Origin of the sequence: Thioalkalivibrio sp. ALJ21 (genome assembly GCF_000378605.1) — a bacterium.
Taxonomy (GTDB): domain Bacteria; phylum Pseudomonadota; class Gammaproteobacteria; order Ectothiorhodospirales; family Ectothiorhodospiraceae; genus Thioalkalivibrio.
Genome location: NZ_KB905156.1, coordinates 312,615 through 333,947 on the forward strand (window position 1 = coordinate 312,615; position 21,333 = coordinate 333,947).

Here is a 21,333-nt window from a genome sequence, read left to right on the forward strand (position 1 = left end):
TTGGACATCGAAGTGAAAAACCAAGATCGACTTGTACAACTCATGCTGGATCGGCACCTGGGAAATTTTCTCGTCGCCACACCGGTCCTCTCTGCTCTGGCCCAACACGAGAAAAATCTCCTCGTCATTCATGAACCTCACGCCGAACTCGCGAAACGGATCCCAACGCTAAAGGGCCCGATTGTCACACTGCCCAGAACGGGCAGCCCGGCAAGGGACTTCATCGGATTCATCAAGCTACTCCATACAGTCCGCTCCACAAGACCCACGATTGCCCTCGATTTCGGCGGCAGCGGCAGCGGGGGCTGGCTCGGAGCCATGAGTGGCGCCCCACGGCGAATCTGTCGAGACAGCGCACCGTATGCTCGGCGCTTCAGTGAGCACGTAGCAAAGCCAGAGGGGATGCAACACCGCATCGAAATCTACGGCGCCATAGGGCGAGCTGTCGTACCCGAACTGGAATGGGGATGGCCCAAGCTTGAGCCACTGTCTTCGGACCACGCAAACCTTGAAGAGACTCTGCGTGCGCACGAAATAGACTCGGAGCGCCCGATGATCTGCCTGCATGTAGCCGGAGGGAAGGAATACAAGCACTGGCCGTTGCCGAAATATGCTCAGGTAATCGACACATTACGCCGCGAAGGGAAACAGCCCATTCTGATCGGTGCGGGGCCTGACCGCACAGCGTCGCAGGAGGTTCAGGCTCTGTGCGAGGACCCGCCGGTCAACCTGGTGCAGCGACTGGGCATTGGAAGCCTCATCGCTCTCTTCGAGCGCGCGTCTCTTTTCATTGGCAACGACAGTGGCCCCATGCACATGGCTGCCGCAACGGGCACACCGATTGTTGCGTTGTTCGGGCCGACGGATCCCGTCCGCTGGGGCCCTCTAACCAACCGGGCCCTGATCGTTCGCGGCACGGAACATATACCGCCGGAACAAGGAAAGAAGAAGTTTGCCGACGGTCGCCGAATGGACAGCGTCCAGGTCGATGACGTGGTGAACGCCATTCGCCTCTCCGAGAAGCGCTTTGCAAAGTAGCTGGAAGAACCTTAAGTCCTTCGACCAAGCGCGTGGCCACCACTCACCAAATTCTCTCGCAGCGGCTCTTGTACCGCGCGTCGAATGCCGGGCAGGTATTTTCGCTGGATCAACCTGGCTGCCCGCGGCCAGACCCGTGGAATCCGTGAGGCGTGAGCCAGCCCCAGGGTGCAATACACTCTTCTGCGAAACGCCACCCCCCGAAAGGTGCGAAACGGAATGGCCGCCAGCCGAGAACTCTCTTCTCGAACTCCCTCCAGAAAGGCTCGCTGAGCTTCCACCGGATCCCCTTCATCGAGATGAACTAGCGGGTCCAGAAGCAAACGCCGGTACAGGTACCCCAGCAGGCGGTGGCCAGCAAGAGTTCGACGCCAGAGGGGTTCAGCGAATGCGGCCGCATAATCCAGGTGCATCGCACGGCCGCGGCTGACATCGAAGAGCACATTGTCCATATTGCGGTCCTTCATTCCCGCAATGAAGGCTGCTGGAAGCGATTGCCCCAGGCCATAAAACAGCTTCTCTCGTTCAAGGCCGCCAGGCTCCCGATCGACAATGGCAGCGACGGACTTTGCGGGGCTGTAAGGCATGGCCACCCAGCCAGCATCGATCACCTGAACCGGGAAAGCGGGCACTTTCAGCGCGGAGAGCACCTCGCTAACGATGACCTCCTTGTCAGCATCAACTGCTCTCTTGACCACCAGGGTCTCCTGGCCGGCTCGCACCAGAAATACCTCGCGAACCAGACGCTCCACCTGAATAGCCGGAGTACGGAGTTGCTCGGACAGCCGATCGCGAACGCCAGATGGTAGACTCTGCGTTCGATCCATTCGCGTTGACGATTGCACGTTCTCTCCCAATAACGACTCGCTGCCCCGGCACCCCCCGCGAAAGCGCGCGGATTATAGCGGGCCACCAAGCCACTACATGATGTCATGACCGATACACCAGAAGAACGGCCCCTCGCCAACCAGCATATCCTCATCGTGCTGGAGAAAAAGGGCCATGTGGGTGCAAACGTCCGGGAACACTTTCGCGTCTACCGCGAGGCAGGCGCCCGCCTCACTCTGTGCTTCTTGACCGGCGACGGCTCGGAGTACCAGTCTGACTGTCCAGCTGACAGCGTTACCGGACTGCGTCTCAGCGACAAGGCAAGCAGACGGAACCGAATCGCAACCGCATGGCGCCTGGCGCGAATCCTGCGAAGGGACCGACCAGACGTCATGATTGGGGATCAATACAAATGCGTCGCGAGTCTGCTACTTGCCAGCGTCATCGCTCGCCATGGTCGCCCGATCTACGCACTGCTGCGCGGATACTACGCAACGGATTCCAGAAGCCGTCAGCGCTACTACCAAGCCTTCCGCAAGCGCCTCACGGGCATACTGACCCTGACCGACGCGCAGAGAGATCGCTTCATCGCGAACATGCCGTGGTATCCAACAGACAGTATCTCCGTCGTCCATAACTATATCGACGCCCACCGCCTGCGCACGACAATGCTGTCGAAAACGGAGGCGCGCGAAAGACTCGGACTGGATGAAGACCAGTTCGTCTTCGGCTGTGTGGCCCGTTTTGACAGCTACAAACGCATCACTGATCTACTAAAGGCCTTTGCGAAGCTGCAGACACGAGACGCCGCTCAGGCCCAACTCGTCATTATAGGCGACGGAAAAGAGCGCGCAGCTCTTCATGCCGAGACCAGAGATCTGGGTATTCACTCACGCACCCTGTTCACAGGCTTTTTAGCAGGTGCCAACCGGTACATGCAGGCGTTCGACGTATTCGTTCTGCCCTCCGAAGGTGACAACTTCGCCAGAGTCTTCCTCGAAGCGATGGCGGCCGAGATCCCTGTCGTAGGGGTACACGGCGGCGGAACACCCGAAGTCCTCGGAACGACCGGCTACCTCGCCCCTCCCCGCGATCCGGCCGCGCTGTCCGAGATCCTCGACCAACTCATCCGCCTTTCTCCGGATGAGCGATGCGCTGCTGGGCGGAAGGGGCGGGAGGAGTCGGAGACCCGATTCACGCGGGAGGGGCTCCGACATCAGCTACTCGGCGCCCTGAGCGGGAGCATGATGCAAGCTCGAGCGCTTCAGCCTGATGGCATCTAGGTGCCTGTCGATCACTTGCGCCTGCGCCTGACCCAGCGATGAAACCTTCTGAAAAGGGGCCGCAAGGGCCTGACGAATACCCCGAGCGTGTGGGGATCGTATTTGCCCACATGCGCCACCTTTACGGCGCCGGTGGAGGACTCGAACGAAATCGCTGGAACCTCGCCAACGAGTTTCTCCGCATGGGCATCAAGGTGGACTTGCTGGTGTTGAATCCGGACGGGCTGGAACACCTTGCCGACCAACCCGATCGGCATGCCATTCGTCTGCGGCGCGAACACCCAATAGCAACGCGCATCCGCGCGCTCAACAGCGCGCCCGACAGCTGGAAGGAATTACTCAAACCCGTGATTCTCCCGGCCAAAGGTGCCAAGCCGCTTCGCTACCTAAGAAGCGTCCAACAATATATCGAAGGGTATCGCCCAGACCGGATAATCGGAGGAGGAACCCAGGAAAACCTGACACTTGCCATCGCTCGATCCGGAACAACGCACAAACCTCGCCTGACCCTTAGCGAACATAACCCTTTGTCGAACACGCTTACGACAGAAAAACATCGTCGACTCTGGCGCTGGCACCACCTGCGCCCCCTGCTGCGGCGCATGTATTCGCAGGCCGACTCGCTCGTGGCGATCTCTGACGCAGTAGCCGATGACCTGGCAAGCACGCTCGATCTGCCAAGAGAACGCATCAAGACCGTCTACAACCCGGTAGTCACGGATGCCCTGTGGGAACGGATCCGCGAACCATTCGATCACCCTTGGTTCGCCGAAAGCCCCCCCCCAGTGATCCTGAATGTCGGGCGGATGACCGCTCAGAAGGACCAGGCTACGCTCATCCGAGCATTCGCAGCCGCGCGACAAACGCGCCCACTCCGGTTAATAATCCTGGGTGACGGGCCAGAGCGCGCCAATCTGGAGAGACTGGCTGACGAACTCGGTATTCGACAGGACATCCACATGCCGGGGTTCGCCGCGAACCCGCTAAAGTATATGGTTCGGGCATCAGTCTTCGTCCTCACCTCGCGCTGGGAAGGTTTTGGTAACGTGCTCGTCGAAGCGCTGGCATCGGGCTGCCCTGTTGTTGCCACCAACTGCCCGGGGGGACCCGCTGAAATCCTGGATCACGGTCGCTTCGGCACCATGGTGCCATCCGACCCGGCACAGATTTCAGAGGCCCTGCTGGCCACGATCGACGCCCCCCCCGATCGCTTGCTCCTGAAAGACCGGGCCTCCCAGTTCACCGCCGCCCGGGCCGCAGAACACTACCTGTCCCCCTGACCGGCGACATCACGAATCTGATCGAGCCTATTTCCAACTGTTGCGCCAGATGAAGCAAAGGTACCGACCATGGGGTTGCGAACGCATCTGAAAGTCCACCTGTCGCCTTTCTTTCTCCGCTATCCGTGTCGATACGGTACCACCAAGGTCGACACTCGAATTGCCGTGGACCGAGAACGGCGTTTCATCTATTTCCGCATACCCAAAGCGGCCAATTCCACTGTCAGCTATGCCATCAGCAATATCGAAACCGAAAACGGCGACAGCGCCGGAGCCTATAAATCCGGATACGATCGTGCGAGCTCATTGGGGTTCCTGGAGACCTACCGCCTTCACCAGCGGTTCTTCCTCTTTTCGGTTGTTCGAAACCCATATACCCGCGTAGCGTCAGCATACTTGGACAAAATCCAAGGCCAAAAGCGTCAAAGAGTCCCCGTCGCGAGAGCGCTGGGTCGCGCGAGCACCGCGCCAATCACCTTCAACGAGTTCTGCGCATACCTCGCGAAAGGCGGGTATCGCGACGACGTCCACTGGTTTCGCCAAACGGATCTGATTCCGTGCGGAATTGACCGTCTAGACTACCTGGGCTCCGTCGAAACACTCACGAAGGATCTGAACGCCATCCGCACCCGACTCGCGCTTCCACATCACAGTGAACGATCTGACTGGGCACGTGGCAAGACAGGAGCGTCATCTCGGATCTTCGAGCTCTACGACAACACCAGCCTGGAGTACATCTCACAAACGTACGGAAAAGACTTCGAGACACTCGGATACTCGAAAGCCCTCGACCACCATGCCGAACCGCCCTCACAAGCGCTAGAGCCCAAGTGGCAGCGATAGACAAAACGACACCATATGACGATCATCTCCCACCAGCACCGATTCATATTTCTACGAACTCGAAAAACCGCAAGCTCTAGCGTGTTTGCATCGCTTGCCCGTTACGCGGGGCCAAGCGATCTTATTGCGCATGTGCCAGACGCCAGAAAAAAATACGGGGTCTTGCCGAAAAACAACCTCCGTCCCTGGGCGTCGTTATCCACGAGCGACAAAATGCGCGGCTGGCGCGCATGGTGCCTGGACCGAATCCGACCACAAAATGATCGCCGCCCGAGGCTGGAGCGTTTCCTTGAAGTAATACCCGAACACATGACCGCGCAAGAGGTTCGGGATTTTTTGCCGCCATCGATGTGGGATAGCTACTATAAATTCTGCTTCGAGCGTAATCCGTTCGACAGGGCTATCTCCCTTTGGGTCTGGCGGCAGCACGTCAAAGGGTCCCAATTCCCTTTCGATCGGTTCTTGGACGCTCTGGAATCGGACCACCGTGAGACACAGAAACGATATGGCGCCTCCCATGGAAGCAACTGGCCGATCTACACCATCGACAACGAAATCGTGATGGACCGAGTATATCGTTACGAAGAGCTCGGCCAGTCGTTGGACCATGCAGCGCAGATGATCGGCATCCCATTTGATGGCTGGCTTCCCAGCCTAAAAAAAGGCCATCGAAATACGAAGACCGACCCTCCCCATGAATTTCTTAGCCGAGAGCAGAGGCAGCGTCTGCGCCAAATCTTCGCGCGCGAGATAGAAGCGTTTGGCTATGATTTCAACGCCTGGGGTTCTGCAGAGCCCGCCGACGGCGAAGCTCATGACCAACGAGCAGCGCAAGGGGGAACCACAGACCTAGCCAAAAATGCGGGTTCACCTGATAAATGATCTCATGACCCGCAAATGACAGCAGAAAGACACCGGCAAAAAACATCGATATGCCCAAGACTGCAGTAGCTCGCCCACAGAACTCACGACGCGACTGGTGAAAGGCCTCCCGCATGGCGACCAGGGCCAGCAGCACCCAAGCGGCAACTCCGAGGATCCCCGCCACAAGCGTCGACATCAGCCAGATGCTGTGTGGGCTGTAATACGTTCGACCATCACCGCCCATGACGGCACGATCCAGGATGAGCCCCTCGCCGTACCAGGGGTTCTGCATGATGCGATCGACAACGGCCAACCAGACAGTAAAGCGATTAGCATCCGCACGTTCGATAAAGCTTCGGAACCCAAAATCCATGACGTGAGTTACGACTACAAAGGCCCCCACCCCGAAGACGAGCCCCAACAGCACCTTCCAGTAGCGAAAATATGCAAGCTGGACGACCGCCCCGACCGAGAATCCGAGCAGTAGCGCACGGCTTTGCGCAAGAAGAATAAACGCCACCCCAACCGCAACGCCGACCCAGCCCAGAATCCGCAGATATCCCTTGTCTCGATTCAAGGCGACGGCCAATCCGACTAGCGCCACCAGCAAGAAGCCGACGGAACCGCGATTCGGACTGTCGCGGTAAAAGACCATGTTGTTCAGTCGCGTCGAGGGAAACGGATGATCCGCGTAGTAAACCCCGATGGAATACACGAGAACAACCGCCGCTATGGGTATCAATACCAGAACCAGGCGATCGAACCAGTCGTCGCGGGTCGCTACAACCCAGGCTGTCGCCGAGACAAAAATGAGGGTCAGAAGCGCATAACGGACCTTGTCATAAACTTCGTCGGCGTCGACCAGACTTGGGTCACTCCACAACATCGAGGCCGAGAGCACTCCGACCCACAGGATCAGAAACTGGAAGACGCGAGAAGAAAGAAGGAGGCCCCAGTCCTGCCACCTCATGGCCAGCAGGAACGGCAACACTATCAGGAGGTACAGAACATCGCGATGAAAGCGGGTACTCCAGGCGGCAAGAAACCCCGCAAGGAATATAGCCAGCGCCCAGCCGAGCCACCGGGAATCCCTGACCCCGGCGCGGAACCGGGCAAAAGACCAGGATCCGCGCACCCGGAAGAATGCGCCTGCATTCACGGCATCAGCCTCGGCCGATCAGCGGACTTCTGCGCTCATCGATCAAGAGCCGCATTGGTTTGCAGCTCCTGCACCCAAGCCTCGTCAAATAATGAGTCACGTCGGGTCTCGAGCTTCTGCTGGTTCCGGCGATGGGTCTTCTCGGGGGAGACAGCAGCAGTGCCATGCCCAAGGTGGACGATGCGCGGCATCATGGTACGCACTGGAACAACTTTGGTCGGGTACCCCTTGTCCCAGAGCTGGGCGGAAATCGAGTAGCCACCACTCTGGTCGTAGAAACCCTTTTTGCCCTCAACACTGCGGAAAGTGAGCCCCTCGTCCAGCAGAATCTGGCGGCGATACATCGCACAGAAGTCCTTGGGATAGTGACCCTGCTTCCACACGTAGCGCTTCTTGCGCAGCCCAAGAGCGTACTTGATGTTGCTGCGGATCACATGAAAGACACGCTTCTGGAACTCGTAGACGGGGTTCTTCAGCTCCAGCTTCCATGTGCCCACGCCACCAAGACGGGGATCATCCCCCATCGCCTTCAGGTATTCGTCCAGCCAGTCCTCGCGCTTTACAAACAGGTCCGTATGCATCGTGACCAGAAACTCGCCTGTGGCCTCTTTCAACGCGATATCGTGCGAGGTCCAGACGTTGTGCGGAAAATTGAACAGCCCCTCTTCCGGTCGCTCGATCAAGCGGATCCATTCCAGCGAACGCAGGTACTCCAGGCTTTCGTCTTTCGAACCATTGTCGATGACGATGACCTCCACATCCTTGCCGCGCGTGTTCTTGCGGATCGAACGCAGGCACGGCTGCAGCAGAGGCAGCACCTGCCAGTGAGGAATCGAGATACTGATACGGCCGGGAACAATGGTATGGCTCGACATAAACTACTCCGGGTAAGTCTGCGCACAAGCGCCCATATCAGGGGGCATGGCAGGTCAGGCGCGCATGCTACCATGCGGCCAATATCGCGTCCCTGATCCTGGGGCGGATCCGGACGTCTGTTATCATGCGCACCATCTCGGCTTACTGACCCGGCTTGCACTCCGCTTGCCCAGGTGCGCCGCACATCAATGCAGTGTCGCCAAGCCTAGCACTAGCCTGCCAAGGAACCCAGATGGGCGCACGCTCGACCGATCAGAACCCGAACTACCCGACCGCTGGCGAGTCCTGGCACCTCTACAAACGCATTTTTGCGTTCATCAAGCCCTACTGGCGCCTGGGCGTCCTGGCGATCACAGCGATGATCCTCGCCGCCGCCGGGCAGGCCGCGTTCGCCTGGATTATCCAGCCACTCGTTGACGGGACCTTTATCGAGCAAGACCCCGGCGCTCGCCTGTGGGTACCGGCTGCCCTGATCGGGATTTTCCTCTTTCACGGCCTGACCACCTTCGCTTCCGATTACAGCGTCGCCTGGATCGGGCGCAAGGTCGTGAAAGACATCCGCCAAGCGGTATTCGAACATTATCTCCGTTTGCCATCGTCGTTTTTCGACCGGCACTCGCCCGGCACCCTGCTGGCCAAGCTCACGTACAACGTGACGCAGATCAGCTCGGCCGCGTCCAAGGCCATCGTCGTCCTGATTCGGGACAGCTTCACCGTCTTGTTTCTTCTGGCCTACATGACATACCTCAGCGGGTGGCTCGTGCTCATCGTCTTCACCGTGGCACCCATCGTCGGCCTGGTGATCACTGGCGCCAACCACAAATTCCGGAAGATCAGCCGCCGCATGCAGCAGTCAACCGGGGATTACGCGCAAATCGCTGAAGACGGGATTCGAGGCCAGACGGAGGTCAAGATCTTCGGCGCGATGGACTATGAAGCCCGACGCTTTGGTGATACCAACGAGCGGTTTCACCGCCAGGCCATGCGCCATAAGGCCGTACAGGCCGCCGCCCAGCCGTTATCGCAATTCGGAGCCATCATTGCCCTGGCCCTCATCGTCTACCTCGCAACCATGGACTTGGTACTCGAGACGATTTCGCCTGGAGGGATGGTCTCGTTTGTCGTCGCCATGCTCCTGCTGCTACCCCCACTCAAGCGCATCGTGGGCGTCAATGCCGAGATCCAGAAAGCACTGGCCGCAGGCGAGAGTGTATTCGAGGTCCTGGACACCCCTCCGGAGGCAGATAACGGCAAGCGCCCCCTGCACCGCGCCACGGGGCTGATCGAATTCGATCACGTAGGGTTCCAGTACCCGACGAGCCACCAACGAGTACTCCAGGATATCAACCTGGTCATCCAACCAGGCCAGACCGTTGCCCTAGTAGGCCGCTCAGGCAGCGGCAAGACAACGCTGGCTCGGCTCTTGCCCCGCTTCTACGAGATCGACGAAGGTGAAATCCGCCTGGACGGACACCCAATTCAGGAATACCGCCTTCAGGATCTCCGTTCCCAAATAGCTGTCGTCAGCCAGCACGTGGTCCTGTTCAACGACACACTGGCACACAACATCGCCTATGGGATGAAAGAACCACCCTCGGAAGACCAGCTCCGAGAAGCGGCGCGAGCGGCCAATGCGCTCGATTTCATCGACAAGCTCCCGAATGGCTTTGACACGGTCGTTGGTGAAAACGGCATCATGCTGTCCGGCGGGCAACGCCAGCGTGTCGCCATTGCGCGAGCGCTCCTCAAAAACGCACCCATTCTGATCCTTGACGAGGCCACGTCGGCGCTGGACTCCGAGTCGGAGCAAAAGATCCAGCTCGCACTGGAGACTCTCATGCGCGATCGCACCACTCTTGTGATCGCTCACCGCCTCTCGACTATTGAAGATGCCGATTGCATCGTGGTCGTAGATTCCGGACGCATCACCGAAGCCGGCACCCACGCCGAGCTTCTGGGCCGCAATGGTGCATACGCTGCATTGCACAAGGTCCAGTTCGAAGACGGAAAAGAGGGGCCCCGGTGAAGAAACATCAGCGCGGAACGTCACCTGATCCCTGCGACACACCAAGGGCCCGGATGCCCCTGATATACTGAGCGGCTCTGCCATCAACTCCCACTTGATGCCATCCCCGTGAGCGCTCACCTGGCACTTTTTTCCAACTGGGGCCACAGGCTCGGCGTAGGCCTGCTATGGCTTATCGCTCGTCTGCCCGCGCCGCTCGTGCTGCGTCTGGGCGAGACGCTCGGGCCTGTTACCTATATTTTGGCCCGCCAGCGACGACTGATCATCCGTCGCAACCTCGAACTGTGCTTCCCTGAACTGGAGGCCCGCGAACGCGAGGCCCTGGTACGCTCCAACTTCCGTTATACCGGTCGCGGCTTTGCCGAACTGGCGCTGGCATGGTTCGGCGGACCACGTGTAGACAACATCCCGCTGCGCGTCCGCGGACTGGAGCATCTGGAGGAGGCACAGGCCGACGGGTCGCCTGTAATCCTGCTCTCGGGTCATTTCACGCCAATCGAGATCGCCGGCCGCCTGCTGAGTCGGCAAATCGACATGGCCGTGATCTACAAGCCCATGGATCGCCGGCCCCAGGCGGATGCCACCATGAGGCAGGGAAGGGCCAGGATCGGGCCCGTACTGTCCAAAGATGACCTGCGCGGCATCGTGCGCACCCTTCGTGATGGTCGACCCGTTTGGTACGCGGGCGATCAGAACTATCGCAGCCGACAGAACGTCTTTGCTCCGTTCTTCGGCATCCCGGCCGCCACCGTGACCGGACTCCCGCGTCTTGCGCGAATGAGCAAGGCACGTGTCGTGCCGCTTTTCTATCACGCGCTGCCCGGACACGAGGGCTACGAAGTGGTGCTCGGGCCGAAGCTGGAGAACTATCCCTCCGGAGACGATGAGGCGGACGCCGCACGTATGAACCAGATTATCGAGCAGGCCGTACGCGAACACCCGGAGCAGTACTTTTGGGCACACCGCCGTTTCAAGAGCCAACCGGACCCCGAGGTAGACATGTACCCCGGCGTCAAGGATCACCGCCGAGCCCGTCGCTCCGGGCGCCGCAAGTCTCACAAGTGAGCCGCAGCGACCATGCCCCGCGTACTACCCCTGACCAGCCCGCCCGAGTCCCTGTGCATCCTGCGCTTCTCGGCGCTGGGCGACGTGACTCACATGACACCGGTGGTCCGCACCCTGCAACACGAATGGCCGGACACCCGGCTGACTTGGGTCGTCGGGCGCGCTGAGCACGCTCTGGTAGGTGATATCCCGGATGTGGAGTTTCGGATCTTCGACAAGACGGCCGGCTGGGCCGGTTACCGCGAACTCTGGCGGCAACTGCGCGGCGAGCGCTTCGACGTGCTGCTGCACAACCAGTTCGCCATGCGCGCCAATATCGCCAGCCTGGGCATTCGGGCTGACCTGCGCCTGGGCTATGACCGCGCCCGTTCGCGCGATCTGCATGGTCTGTTCATCAACGCGCGCATCCCGCCGCACCCCGGTCAGCATGTAATCGACATTTATTTCAGCTTCATCGAGACACTGGGGATCCGCCGTCGCCACATGGTCTGGGACATTCCCGTACCGGAGGACGCCACAGCGCGCGCCCGCGACGAGATTCCCGACGACACCCCGACGCTGGTGATCAGCCCCTGCTCCAGTCACCCCCTGCGCAACTGGACCGCCGAGGGCTGCGCGCAGGTGGCCGACCACGCGTTTCGAACACACGGCCTGCAGGTACTGATTACCGGGGGGCCTTCCGAACTGGAGCGCCAAATGGGCGAGGCCACCCTGAAGCACAGCCAGTTCTCTCACCGGAGCCTGGTCGGGGCCACATCGATCAAGGAGATGCTGGCCATCCTCGGCCGCGCGACCGCCGTGGTCAGCCCGGATTCGGGCCCAGCCCACATGGCGAACGCGATGGGTACCCCAGTGATCGGCCTGTACGCCTGCACCAACCCGGGCCGTGCACGCCCCTACTACAGCGGACCGTGGTGCGTGGATCGTTACGATGAGGCCGCCCGACGGGAACTGGGCAAACCGGCCAGCGCGATCCGCTGGGGCACCAAGATCGAGCGACCCGGTGTAATGGAGCTGATCCGGCCCGAAGACGCAATCGAACGCCTGGATGCATTGATGGCAGCGGGCGCGCCCCGCGCCCGGCCGCCGATGGCCGCGGCTCAGTCGCCCGAGGACGCGCCCGCCTCATAACCGGCACGCAGGGCCACAAAGCAGGCACCGGTGTAGACCCAGCGGCTGCGAATCCGCAGGCGCTTCTCCAGGTCGCGGCGCAGCCGCTGCAGATTGGCCTCGCGCCAGTCCGGGTCCGTTCCGGCTCGATGCCGCCCACGATCCCAGTCGATGACGCTGACCCGTCCATCCGAGGCGATTAGGATGTTGCGGCTGTTCAAGTCCGGATGCCAGTGCCCGGCATCGTGGAAGCGCCGGATGCAGGCGCCCACCGCCCGCCACGTGGTATCCGAAACCCCGGCCTCGCCAAGGTTCTCATCCAGTGAACGCGCCCCCGGTACCCGCACCGTAATCAGATCGGCCGCATACAGCGGCCCGGAACGCACCACGCGCCCGGCCACCGGGCGCGGCACGGGCAGTCCTTCATCATACAGCCGGGCCGTGTAGCTCCACTCGCGCCAGGGACGGGTCTCGGCAAGACCCTGCCACAGGTAACGATCGCCGAGAATGCGCGCAACAGTCCCGCCACGCATGTAGTGGCGCAGCACCCATTGCTCGTCGGAATCGAAGGGGCTGCGGAAGAACACCACACTGCCTCGGCCACCGCCGCGGCCCGTCACCAGACCTCGACGCTCCAGCTCGCCGAAATCGAACCACCAGGATTCCGGGACGGCGGGCAGGGCCGCATCATGCAGCACGCGGATCCGCCCGCGACGCCAGTGGCGGGCTTCCACGCTCAGGCTGCCCGGCCGGCGGCCTCCAGCACACCCCAGGGGGAACGCTCGGGCATATGACAGGCCTCGGGACGCACGTAGAAGGTGGCCACCAGCGCGTGCTGGCCGGACAGCGCCGCATGACTGACCTGGTCGGTCAGTACGCACCAGCTGTAATACGGCTCGAAGACCAGCTCGGTGCCACGCTCCGGGGCATTCTGGAATTCGTCGCTGTCCTTCATCCAGTTGTGCATGCGACGCATCGCGCGATCGTAGGGCGAGGTATCACCAACGACCTCGAGCTGCGGCAACTTGAGGGCCGATAGCGCACGCAGACTGCCCGTCCAGGCGCGCTCCGCCAGCCCCTGGCGCAAGCGCGGTGGAGGGTCAATGCCGGCGGCGGCGCCAAACTGGCGATAGAGCTCGCCGAACTCCTCGGCCACCCGCCAGATGCGTACCTCTTCCGGGTTGATGTTGGTAAAGAAGCGCAACGGCCGCCATCCGTGAGTCGCTCCGGCCGGGAAGGCGTCCACATGCAGAAGTTCGTTGTTGGAGTGCCGCTTGATCACCCGGCCCTTCTCCTGCACCGGACGGAAGTTGATCTTGCGCGGGCTCCAGCCGCTGGTGAATCCCGGTAGCAGATGCCCCAGAAAGTCCTCCACGCGCTGGCCATACTCGCGCAGGATGCGGCGCACGCGCGCGCCTGCGTCGCCCTCATTCTTCAGGCCGCTGATAAAGTCGCCATGCGGGTGATAACTGATGTTCTTCAGACTGAGCAGCCGGCCGACCTCGTCACGCAGAAAGGCCAGGTCCTGCTCGTCCGGCAGCGGCAGGCGTCCCGGCTCGAACAACAACACGTGCCCCTCCTCCAGCGAGCGCTCCAGGCGATCACCGGGGGTTTCATACTCGTCCGCGCGAACGCGATGCAGGGGCTGGTCACTCATGCTACTTCTCCGAGGTCAGTCGGCCTGATCGGCCGCGACCGCATCAAGGTAGGCGCGCACGCCTTCCTCGATATCGTGAAATTCCAGGTCGCAGCCGGCCGCACGCAGCTGCGAAAGGTCGGCCTGGGTATAGCTCTGGTAGCGGCCCTTCAGGTGATCCGGGAACGGGATGTATTCGATCTCGCCGCGGCCGAACCAGTCGATCGTCGCACGCGCCATGTCGTTGAAGGTCCGCGCGTGGCCGGTCCCGCAGTTGTAGATCCCGTTGACCTCCGGATGTTCCAGCAACCACAGTTTCAGGTTCACGCAGTCACGCACATCGACAAAGTCGCGGCGCTGTTCGCCATCGGCGTAACCATCACAACCCTCGAACAACCGGACCGTGTTGCCCTCGCGCAGCTGGTTGCTGAAGTGATGGATCACGCTGGCCATCCCGCCCTTGTAGCCCTCGCGCGGGCCGTAGACATTGAAGTAGCGCAGCCCCACCACCTGGGCGGTCAGTTGATCCATGTGCCGGCGCAAGTACTGGTCGAATGCGAGTTTGGAATAACCGTATGCATTCAGCGGGCGCTCGTGAGTCGGGTCCTCGCGGAAGGTGTCGTTACCGCCGTACACCGCAGCCGACGAGGCATAAATAAACGGGATACGTCGATCCTGGCACCAGTGAAACAGCTCGCGGGTGTAGGCGAAGTTGTTACGCATGATGTAGCGCCCGTCCCACTCGGTCGTCGCCGAGCAGGCACCCATGTGGAACACTGCCTCCACTGGCCCCAGGTGGGCATCGCCCTCGACCAGGTCACGGAAGTCTTCCTTGTCGTGATAGTCGGCGATGATGCAGTCGGTCAGGTTCAGCGCCTTCTGCCCATGGGTCAGGTTGTCGACCACAATGATGTCGGTGCGACCACGACGATTGAGCTCCTTGACCAGATTGCTGCCGATGAATCCGGCACCGCCGGTAACAATAATCACGGGGACGACTCCTGAAAAAGCTGGGGATGCGCCGCATTGTACGCGGCGCACGGAAGACGGGGAAAGCGAGGCGCAGGACGGTGGGCGTCAGGACTCCGAGGGCTTGCGCATGCGTTCGATCATCGACGAGGTCGAGCACCCATCAAGGAAGTCGAGGATCTCCACGCGTCCGCCGTGTGCCACCACGGCATCGTGCCCGGCGATGTCCTTCGGGCGGTAGTCCCCGCCCTTCACCAGCCGATCCGGAAGGACCTCTCCGATCAGGCGCGCCGGGGTGTCTTCGGAGAACGGCACGACCCAGTCCACCGAGGCGAGCCCGGCGAGGACCGCCATGCGCTGCTCGACGGGGTTCACCGGGCGTCCCTCTCCCTTCAGGCGGCGTACCGAGTCATCGTCGTTGACCGCCACAATCAGGCGGTCGCCCAGACTGCGCGCCCGCTCCAGATAGGCGACATGCCCCGCATGCAGCAGATCGAAGCAGCCGTTGGTCATCACGATGCGTTCACCATGTACGCGGGCATCCGCCACGGCGTGTAGCAGTTCATCTTCGGTCAGCACCCCGCGGCCAGTCTGCTCCTGATCCTGCAAGGCACGGCGCAGTTCCGCCACGCTGACTGTCGCGGTACCCAGCTTGGCCACCACGATACCGGCAGCAATATTGGCCAGGGCCATCGCCTGAGGCAGCTCCAGGCCGGTTGCGAGCCCGGCCGCCAGCGTCGCAATCACGGTGTCGCCGGCACCGGTCACATCGAACACCTCCCGTGCCCGGGCCGCCAGGTGCACCGGCACCGCACCCGGACGAATCAGGCTCATGCCGTCTTCGCCACGCGTCACCAGCAGCCCTTCGATTCCGCAGTCCCGAGCGAGCGTCTCGCCTCGCGCGACCAGTTCCGTCTCGTCGACGCAGTGCCCGACCACCGCCTCGAATTCGGTCAGATTCGGGGTGATCAGCGTGGCCCCGCGGTAAAGGGAGAAGTCGCGGCCCTTGGGGTCGACCAGTACGGGGACCCCGGCGGCGCGGGCGGCCTGGATCAGGGGTTGGGGATCGCGCAGCGCGCCCTTGGCGTAGTCGGACAGGACGACGGCGCCGCAGTTGGCCAGCAGGGGCTCGACCTGTGGCAGCAGGTCGGCTGCGCGGGTGCCGGGGAAGCCGTCCTCGAAGTCGAGCCGGATCAGCTGCTGGTGGCGGCTGATCACGCGCAGCTTGGTGATGGTGGCCGCCCCGGGCTGGCGACGGAAGTGGCAGGCCACTCCCGCGCCCTCAAGCAGACCGGACAGTTCGGCCGCGGCCTCGTCCTCGCCGGTGACACCGACCAGATCGGCGTGACCACCCAGGGCGGCGAGATTCAGTGCAACGTTGCCGGCCCCGCCCGGGCGCTGTTCGATGTCGCGCACATGGACTACCGGGACCGGGGCCTCGGGCGAGATGCGGTCAGTGCCGCCGTGCCAGTAGCGATCCAGCATCAGATCGCCAATCACCAGCACGCGGGCCTGATCGAACGGGGGCAAGGAGAGCTTCATCGGATGCGTGCGCGGGAGCGCCCGGGGCGGGCACGATTCACCCCGGTGCAGATGCCGGGGCGCGGGCCCACGGCGATCAGGCGTCGTCCTTCAGGATGAACTGGGTGCCACAGTACGGGCACTGAAAACGGCCGTCCGGGGTCTCGTCGATCGGCAGAAAGACGCGCGGGTGCGAGGCCCACAGTGCCATCTTTGGCGTCGGGCAGTGCAGCGGCAGGTCCTGTTTGGTGACCGTGATCTCCGGCTGCGCGTTCGCGGTCTCGTACTGGTCCTGGTGATGGGCGGTATCGGGATTGACCATGGTTTTCGTCTCGCGTGTTGGGGAAACACTGATTAATGCACGCGCTCGCGCTCGAGTCGCTTTTGCGTGCGAACAAGGCGCGGTGACTGCCGTGCAGTCATTCTGCACAAGGGAACCGCAACGCCGTGCGCGCGCAAAAGCGGCCGAGCCCCGTCTTTCAATAGCTTGTGGGGGTTGGCACCCCAGGTTACCCGGTCCTGCGTTGCGCCGCTTGCGGGTAGAACCACTACCCGCTGCACGACGCGCCTTGTCTCGGAAAACCTGGGGTGCCAACGCGAGCGTGTGCATTAATCAGTGTTTCCCTAGAGGTAGGTCAGCCACCCGTCGTGCTGACGGTCGCGGCCCTGTACGACATCAAAATAGCGCGATTGCAGGCGTTCGGTAATCGGCCCGCGGGTGCCGGAGCCAATCGGTCGGTCGTCGACCTCGCGGATCGGGGTCACTTCGGCGGCGGTACCGGTGAAGAAGGCCTCGTCGGCGATGTAGACCTCGTCGCGGGTGATGCGCTTCTCCACCACACGCAGGCCTTCCTCCTCGGCCAGGGTGATCACCGTGCGGCGGGTGATGCCGTCCAGCGCGGAGGTCAGGTCCGGGGTGAGCAGCACGCCATCGCGCACCAGGAAGATGTTCTCGCCACTGCCCTCGGCCACGTAGCCCTCGGTATCCAGCAGCATCGCCTCGTCGTAGCCGCAGCGGGTCGCCTCCTGCAGGGCCATCATCGAGTTCATGTAATTGCCGTTGGCCTTGGCCTTGCACATGGTCACGTTCACGTGGTGCCGACTGTAGGACGAGGTGCGGATGCGGATGCCCTTCTCCATGCCCTCGTCGCCCAGATAGGCGCCCCAGTGCCAGGCCGCGACCATCGCGTGCACATTGAGGTTGTCCGCGCGCAGGCCCATGCCCTCGGAGCCGAGGAAGCACATCGGGCGCAGGTAGGCGCTCTCCAGGCCGTTGTCGCGCACCGAGGCGACCTGCGCGTCGTTCAGCTCGTCGGCCGAGTACGGGATGGTCATGCCTAGGATCTTGGCGGAGTTGAACAGGCGCCGGGTGTGGTCCTGCAGCCGAAAGATCGCCGGGCCCCGCTCGGTCTTGTAGGCGCGCACACCCTCGAACACACCCATGCCGTAATGCAGGGTGTGGGTCAGTACGTGGGTCTGCGCCTCGCGCCAGGGCACCATCTGCCCGTCCAGCCAGATCACCCCGTCGCGGTCGGCCATCGACATGTCTTGTATCCCTCTAGGCGTTCTTGTTGGCGACCGGATCCGGCGCACCGAACAGGTCATTCCAGGTTTCGATTATGCGGTCGCGCACTGCCAGCAAATCGTCGTCCGGCTCCTCGACCCGGGCCTCCCGGCCCGCCAGCGTCAGGCGGTGGATGCGGTTGCGCAGATCCCGATAGGCATCCGCCAGCGCCTCGCTCAGATCCTCGCCGATCACGCCCTCGCGCCCGAGGGTCTCCAGCGTGCGGATCTTGTCCGGCCAGTCGCAGACGGCGGGATGGTCGTGGGCGGATACCAAAACCCAGTATTGAACCATGAATTCGATATCAGTGATACCGCCCCGATCGCGCTTGAGATGGAAGCCCTGGCCCTTTTTCGAGGCGTGCTCGGCCAGCATGCGCTGGCGCATCTCGACGACCTCCGCCCGCAGGGCATCGGTGTCGCGTTCGCGGGTCAGCACCTCGCGGCGCAGGGCATCGAACTGCTCGCCCAGCGCAGGATCACCGGCGACGAAACGGGCGCGCACCAGTGCCTGATGCTCCCAGGTCCAGGCGGATTCGTCCTGATAACGGCGGAATGCCTGCAACCCGCTGACCAGCAGACCGGACGTACCGCTCGGCCGCAGCCGCGTATCCACCTCGTACAGCCTGCCGGCCGCGGTAAAGGCCCCCAGCAGATGAACCACACGCTGCGCGACCCGGGCAAAGAACTCGGCGTTGTCGATCACCTTCGGCCCGGCGGTCTGCGCGTTTTCGCCCTCGGAGTCATGCAGGAACACGACGTCCAGATCGGAGCCATAGCCCAGCTCGAAGCCGCCCAGCTTGCCGTATCCGATCACCGCGAAGCGCGCCGGGCGCTGGTCGTCGCCCTCGCCACAGCGCGGCTCGCCGTGACGCTCGATCAGCTTGTCCCAGGCCAGCTTGAGCACCCGCTCGAGCATCACCTCCGCCAGCCAGGTCAGATGGTCGGAGACCTTCATCAGCGGCAGAAAGCCCATGATGTCGGCCGCCGCCACGCGCAGCGTCTGCACCTGCTTGAACTGTCGCAGGCGGTCCAGCATCTGTTCGTGGTCCTCGCCCGGGAACTGCGCGAGTTCGGCCTCCAGTTCCTCGCGCAGCCCGTCCCGGTCCGGCGGGGCGTACAGGGCACGCGGGTCGAGCAGCTCGTCCAGCAGCACGGGAAAGCGCGTCAGCTGCTCGCTGATCCAGGGACTGGCCGCGACCAGCTTGACCAGCTGCGACAGCGCCAGCGGGTTCTCGACCAGCAGCGACAGATATACCGAGCGGCGGGCGATGGTGCGCACCATCTGCAGGGCGCGGGGCAGCACCGTGCCCGGCGCATCCAGCTCGGCCAGGGCCCCGATCAACAGCGGCATCAGGCGGTCCAGTCGCTGGCGCCCGGTGGTGCTCATCGCACGCACGCCGGGGCTCTCGCGCAGATCCACCAGCCCCTCCAGGGCCGCCGCGGGGTCGTCGAACCCGAGGGAGGCGAGAACCTCCCGCGCCACGTCGTCGTCCAGCGAGCCCTGCCACAGGCGATGCAACTGCTGCTCGCGATCCGCCTCGGGCGAGCTGTCCATGGACTCGGCGTCATCGCGTTGCGGGGCGGTGAACACCTGCTCGAAGTGCGCATGCACCCGGCGCTGCTCGCGCACCAGCGCCGCCTCGAAGGTCACCTCGCTGTCGAATCCCAGCGACAGGGCCAGGCGGGTCCGGTCGCCGGCAGAGCGCGGCAGACGGTGGGTCTGCTGATCGTTGAGCATCTGCAGGCGATTCTCGACCCGGCGCAGAAAGCGATAACTGCGCTCCAGCTGGTCGACCGCGTAGCCCGGCAGCAGCTCGCGCGCCCGAAGCACCTCCATCACGCCCAGCAGGTCCCGCCGCTGCAGGGCCTGGTCGCGCCCGCCGCGAATCAGCTGGAACGACTGGGCGATGAACTCGATCTCGCGGATCCCGCCCTCGCCATGCTTCACGTCTTCGTAGCGGCCGCGACGGGCGGACTCGTCGTTGATCATCTGCTTTAGCTCGCGCAGGTTCGCGAGCGTGCCGTAGTCCAGATAGCGGCGGTAGATGAACGGGCGCAGGCGCTTCATCAGCGCATCGCCCGCGGCCGCGTCCCCTGCCAGTGGGCGCGCCTTGATCAGGGCGTAGCGCTCCCATTCGCGGCCATGCGCCTGGTAGTAGTCCTCCATCGCATCGAAGTGCATCACCAGCGGGCCCGAGTCGCCGAATGGGCGCAGACGCATATCGACGCGATAGCAGAAGCCGTCCGCGGTCACCTCGGACAGCGCCGCGATCAAAGCTCGCCCCAGCTTCTGAAAGTACGCACCGTTATCCAGCACCCGTTCGCCATCGGTCTCGCCGGACTCGGCGTAGGCGAAGATCAAATCGATATCGGAGGAAAAATTCAGCTCGCCGCCACCGAGCTTCCCGAGCCCCAGCACGACCAGCGACTGCGGTGCGCCGTCGGCCCCGCGCGGCTGCCCGTGGCGCCCCTGGTAGTGGCAATCGAGCCAGTCCAGCGCGCCCTGGATCAGGCCCTGGGCAAGACGGCTGAGGTCGTGCATCACCTCGTCCAGATCCGCGCGCCCCTCCAGGTCCCGCCAGGCGATGCGGATCATCTCGCGATGGCGAACCTCTCGCAGCGCCTGTTTCAACTGCCCCTCGCCTTCCGCCTGCTCCAGCGCGGCACGCAGCATCGCGGCAAAGGCGGCGTCGTCGCACGCGGGCACTCGTCCCTCGGCGTCCAGGGTGTCCAGCAGGTAGTCCGGATGCCGCCGCAGCGTCTGGGCCAGGTAGTGACTGAACGCCAGCGGACTGGCCGCATCGCCCGTCAGGCTGTCGGGCCACTCGGCCAGTCCGCCGAGGTCGTCCAGCAGATGCGCGACCTCCTCATCCAGGACGGGGGGCAGGGCTTCGGGGGTCTCGGGCAGGGGCTTGTCCATGGGCCAAGCTTAGGGAAACACTGATCAATTTACACACTCGCGTTGGTAACCCAGGTTTTCCGAGGCAAGGCGCGTTATGCCACGGGTAGTGGTTCTACCCGTAAGTGACGCAACGCCGGATCGGGGAACCCGGGATGCCAACCCCAAGGGGCTCGGCCGCCCGTTGTTATCAAAAACGGGCGTGCGCTCGGCGTTGCGGCTCCCTTGTGCAGAATGCTGTACGGCAGTCACCGCGCCTTGCTCGCACGCAAAAGCGACGAAGCAGCGAGCGTGTACATGGATCAGTGTTTCCCTTCGAAACGGCGGCCGACGTGCATGCCAGCCCCTTAGAAAGGCGCAAAGCCCCAAC

General features: G+C 62.7%; 18 protein-coding genes. 8 read left to right on the top strand and 10 right to left on the bottom strand.

Annotated elements, in window-relative coordinates:
* Nucleotides 1-1,038, top strand: coding sequence for a glycosyltransferase family 9 protein (locus F579_RS15030; protein ID WP_231365763.1), 1,038 nt, complete (start codon nt 1-3; stop codon nt 1,036-1,038).
* Nucleotides 1,039-1,049: 11 nt separating this feature from the next.
* Here F579_RS15030 and F579_RS15035 read toward each other — a convergent pair whose 3' ends face one another.
* On the bottom strand, nt 1,050-1,790 hold the full coding sequence (locus F579_RS15035) for a hypothetical protein (RefSeq protein WP_231365762.1): 741 nt from the start codon (nt 1,788-1,790) through the stop codon (nt 1,050-1,052).
* 180 nt (nt 1,791-1,970) lie between these two features.
* Here F579_RS15035 and F579_RS0107565 point away from each other — a divergent pair, with 180 nt between their 5' ends.
* The 4 genes from F579_RS0107565 to F579_RS15045 all read left to right on the top strand — a co-directional run bounded on the left by F579_RS0107565 (nt 1,971) and on the right by F579_RS15045 (nt 6,154).
* A complete protein-coding gene (locus F579_RS0107565; protein WP_019023736.1) occupies nt 1,971-3,149 on the top strand; it encodes a glycosyltransferase in 1,179 nt (392 codons plus the stop codon).
* 38 nt (nt 3,150-3,187) lie between these two features.
* Nucleotides 3,188-4,429 (top strand): glycosyltransferase, encoded by a 1,242-nt coding sequence (locus F579_RS15040; protein WP_155996899.1) that lies wholly within the window; start codon nt 3,188-3,190, stop codon nt 4,427-4,429.
* A 165-nt stretch (nt 4,430-4,594) separates the two neighbouring features.
* Entirely contained in the window at nt 4,595-5,272 is a 678-nt protein-coding gene (locus tag F579_RS0107580) for a sulfotransferase family 2 domain-containing protein (protein ID WP_019023734.1), read from the top strand.
* 15 nt (nt 5,273-5,287) lie between these two features.
* A complete protein-coding gene (locus F579_RS15045) occupies nt 5,288-6,154 on the top strand; it encodes a sulfotransferase family 2 domain-containing protein (RefSeq protein ID WP_081616911.1) in 867 nt (288 codons plus the stop codon).
* On the opposite strand, the gene F579_RS0107585 is transcribed toward F579_RS15045, so the two are convergent.
* Complete coding sequence (locus F579_RS0107585) at nt 6,045-7,295, bottom strand: O-antigen ligase (RefSeq protein ID WP_196800376.1); 1,251 nt, start codon at nt 7,293-7,295, stop codon at nt 6,045-6,047. The genes F579_RS15045 and F579_RS0107585 overlap by 110 nt on opposite strands.
* A 35-nt stretch (nt 7,296-7,330) precedes the next feature.
* Nucleotides 7,331-8,170, bottom strand: a complete 840-nt coding sequence (locus tag F579_RS0107590; RefSeq protein WP_018993482.1) for a glycosyltransferase — start codon at nt 8,168-8,170, stop codon at nt 7,331-7,333.
* 233 nt (nt 8,171-8,403) lie between these two features.
* On the opposite strand from F579_RS0107590, the gene msbA reads away from it, so the two are divergent.
* From msbA to F579_RS0107605, 3 genes are all read left to right on the top strand, one after another.
* Nucleotides 8,404-10,197, top strand: coding sequence for a lipid A export permease/ATP-binding protein MsbA (gene msbA, locus F579_RS0107595; protein ID WP_019023732.1), 1,794 nt, complete (start codon nt 8,404-8,406; stop codon nt 10,195-10,197).
* A gap of 102 nt (nt 10,198-10,299) precedes the next feature.
* The gene (locus tag F579_RS0107600; protein ID WP_026296409.1) at nt 10,300-11,262 is read left to right on the top strand and encodes a lipid A biosynthesis acyltransferase; all 963 of its coding nucleotides are present in this window, start codon (nt 10,300-10,302) and stop codon (nt 11,260-11,262) included.
* Nucleotides 11,263-11,274: 12 nt separating this feature from the next.
* On the top strand, nt 11,275-12,393 hold the full coding sequence (locus F579_RS0107605) for a glycosyltransferase family 9 protein (RefSeq protein WP_018993479.1): 1,119 nt from the start codon (nt 11,275-11,277) through the stop codon (nt 12,391-12,393).
* Here the strand turns inward: F579_RS0107605 and F579_RS0107610 are convergent.
* The 7 genes from F579_RS0107610 to glnE form a co-directional block, all read right to left on the bottom strand.
* The gene (locus F579_RS0107610) at nt 12,363-13,106 is read right to left on the bottom strand and encodes a 3-deoxy-D-manno-octulosonic acid kinase (protein WP_019023731.1); all 744 of its coding nucleotides are present in this window, start codon (nt 13,104-13,106) and stop codon (nt 12,363-12,365) included. The two genes, F579_RS0107605 and F579_RS0107610, sit on opposite strands and share 31 nt — an antisense overlap.
* A 2-nt stretch (nt 13,107-13,108) precedes the next feature.
* On the bottom strand, nt 13,109-14,029 hold the full coding sequence (locus tag F579_RS0107615; RefSeq protein WP_019023730.1) for a Kdo hydroxylase family protein: 921 nt from the start codon (nt 14,027-14,029) through the stop codon (nt 13,109-13,111).
* A 15-nt stretch (nt 14,030-14,044) separates the two neighbouring features.
* Nucleotides 14,045-14,998 carry an ADP-glyceromanno-heptose 6-epimerase gene (gene rfaD, locus F579_RS0107620; protein WP_019023729.1) on the bottom strand — a complete coding sequence of 318 codons (954 nt, stop codon included), beginning with the start codon at nt 14,996-14,998 and terminating at the stop codon, nt 14,045-14,047.
* Nucleotides 14,999-15,085: 87 nt separating this feature from the next.
* A complete protein-coding gene (gene hldE, locus F579_RS0107625; RefSeq protein WP_019023728.1) occupies nt 15,086-16,519 on the bottom strand; it encodes a bifunctional D-glycero-beta-D-manno-heptose-7-phosphate kinase/D-glycero-beta-D-manno-heptose 1-phosphate adenylyltransferase HldE in 1,434 nt (477 codons plus the stop codon).
* A gap of 76 nt (nt 16,520-16,595) precedes the next feature.
* Nucleotides 16,596-16,820 (bottom strand): zinc-finger domain-containing protein, encoded by a 225-nt coding sequence (locus tag F579_RS0107630; protein WP_019023727.1) that lies wholly within the window; start codon nt 16,818-16,820, stop codon nt 16,596-16,598.
* A 302-nt stretch (nt 16,821-17,122) separates the two neighbouring features.
* A complete protein-coding gene (locus F579_RS0107635; RefSeq protein WP_019023726.1) occupies nt 17,123-18,043 on the bottom strand; it encodes a branched-chain amino acid transaminase in 921 nt (306 codons plus the stop codon).
* Between the two features lie 13 nt (nt 18,044-18,056).
* Nucleotides 18,057-20,984 carry a bifunctional [glutamate--ammonia ligase]-adenylyl-L-tyrosine phosphorylase/[glutamate--ammonia-ligase] adenylyltransferase gene (gene glnE, locus F579_RS0107640; protein WP_019023725.1) on the bottom strand — a complete coding sequence of 976 codons (2,928 nt, stop codon included), beginning with the start codon at nt 20,982-20,984 and terminating at the stop codon, nt 18,057-18,059.
* Nucleotides 20,985-21,333 lie beyond the last annotated feature (349 nt).